The sequence below is a fragment of the Endozoicomonas sp. SESOKO2 genome (genome assembly GCF_024606245.1).
Classification (GTDB): Bacteria; Pseudomonadota; Gammaproteobacteria; order Pseudomonadales; family Endozoicomonadaceae; genus Endozoicomonas_A.
The window spans coordinates 1-2079 of record NZ_JAHHPQ010000725.1 but is presented as its reverse complement, the minus strand read 5'-3'; the positions used below and the strand labels follow the sequence as shown (position 1 = coordinate 2079).

2 protein-coding genes are annotated in these 2079 nt (G+C 54.7%); both read right to left on the bottom strand.

The genetic code is table 11. The annotated features are described in order from the left end of the window. On the bottom strand, positions 1 to 565 hold a 565-nt coding region (locus tag KDK17_RS17335; RefSeq protein ID WP_257288661.1), incomplete at its 3' end, for an ankyrin repeat domain-containing protein. Between the two features lie 99 nt (positions 566 to 664). Continuing rightward, the coding region (locus tag KDK17_RS17330) for an ankyrin repeat domain-containing protein (protein ID WP_257288660.1) at positions 665 to 2079 on the bottom strand (1415 nt) is incomplete at its 5' end.

Sequence of the window (2079 nt, the reverse complement as noted above, 5' to 3'; positions counted from 1 at the left end):
CGTTGAGATTCGCCCCGGCGCTGATCAGGCATTCGACGACCGTCTTGTGCCCCCCCAAGGAAGCCATCATCAAGGGAGTGAAATGATCATGTGTAATGTTATGGACATTGACATTGACCCCTTCTTCCAGGGACATGTTTACCTGATCCAAATTCCTTTCAAAACAGGCACGATAAAACGTCTGATCGGGAAAAAATGTATCCGGGTGAGATTCGCCGGAGTTCAGATTCACCACAGGCATCGGGTTTTGTCGGCACATCGCACACCGACGAGCGCCGATGGGGTGATCAACAAAATACGTCAAAATACAGTCCAGATCGAAATGCTTGCCACAACATTGGGTTTTGACGACCACAGGCGCTACAGTACGGCCATGGAACCCGACCAGGCAAATAGGGCAGAAAGGGTCCAGCTGCGGTACTTGAATATCTCCGGAAACAAGGGGACGAGCAATGCCATCCATGAGTAGAACATCTGTGTTAGTGAGTGAGCGATGAGGATTGGACACAAGAAAAACAGGATAGTTCAGCTCTATGGCTATAAAAGTTTTCAGTGGCTGAATCATCACAGAAATCCCCCGCAACACCGGCATCGGATCATACCGAACTATTGCGCTCTGGCCTCCGGCGGTATTTCATCGTGCTGACTGGATAACATCATACCTTTATCTTCTTCCCCTCCTTGCCCCGGCGAAGGTCAGGAGTCTCTCGCAGTCGGTATTGCCCTTCCTGGTTGCGATGGACAATGGCGTGGCGCCATCGGAAGTCCGGGAGGCATTAAGATCGGCCCCGGCGTTAATCAGGACTTTCACGCAGTCGGTATTGCCTTTTGCAGCGGCGACGAACAGTGGGGTGGTGCCATTTGACAGGGCGGCGTTGGGATTCGCTTTGGCTTCGATCAGGATTTTCACGCAGTCGCTGTGGCCTATCGCAGCAGCAATGCACAGCGGGGTAGCGCCATTCGACAAGGTGGCGTTGGGATTCGCCCCGGCTTCGATCAGGGCTTTCACACAGTTGATATTGCCCTTTCGGGCTGCAATGAACAGTGGTGTGGCACCATCCGACCGGGCGGCGTTGAGATCTGCCCCGGCTTTGATCAGGGCTCTCACGCAGTCGGTACTACCTTTTCGGGCCGCAATAAACAGAGGGGTGGTGCCATCCGACAAGGTAGCGTTGACATCCGCCCCGGTGTTGATCAGGATGTTCACGCAGTCGGTGTTATTTTCTTTTGCAGCCATGGACAGCGCGGTGGCGCCATCTTTGGTCCGGGCGTTGGGATCGGCCCCGGCTTCGACCAAGGCTTTCACGCAGTCCGTATTGCCTCTCGTTGCAGCGATGCTCAGCGGGGTGATGCCATTCGACAAGGCGGCGTTGAGATTCGCCCCGGCTTCGATCAGGGCTTTCACGCAGTCCGTATTGCCCACTGCGGCTGCGATGAGCAGCGCAGTGGCGCCATCCGACAAGGTGGCGTTGACATCCGCCCCGGCGTTGATCAGGATTTTCAGGCAGTTGGTGTTATTTTCCTGAGCGGCGATGAACAGCGGAGTGGCGCCATTCGGACAGGCGGCGTTGGTGTCCGCCCTGGCTTCGATCAGGAGTTTGACGCAGTCAGTGTTATTTTCTTGGGTAGCGATGAACAGCGGGGTAGTGGCATCCGGCAAGGCAGCGTTGACATCCGCCCCAGCGTTGATCAGGATTTTCACGCAGTCGATGTTATTTTCCTGGGCTGCGAAGAACAGCGGAGTGGCGCCATCTTCGTTCCGGGCGTTGAGATTCGCCCCGGCGTTGATCAGGTACTTGACGACGTCCTCGTGCCCCTGACTGGATGCCAACACCAAGGCTGTGAAATTATTATTCATAACGGTATTGACATTGACTCCTTCAGCCAGTGACTTCTTCACCTGATCTAAATCCCCGTCAACACAGGCATTGTAAAACGCCCGATCGGGAAAAAATGTATCCGGGTGAGATTCACCGGTGTGTTCATTCACCATAGGCATCGGGTCTTGCCGACACATTGCACATCGGCGAGAGCCGATGGGCTGATCAACAAAACACCTCGAAATACAGTCCAGATCGA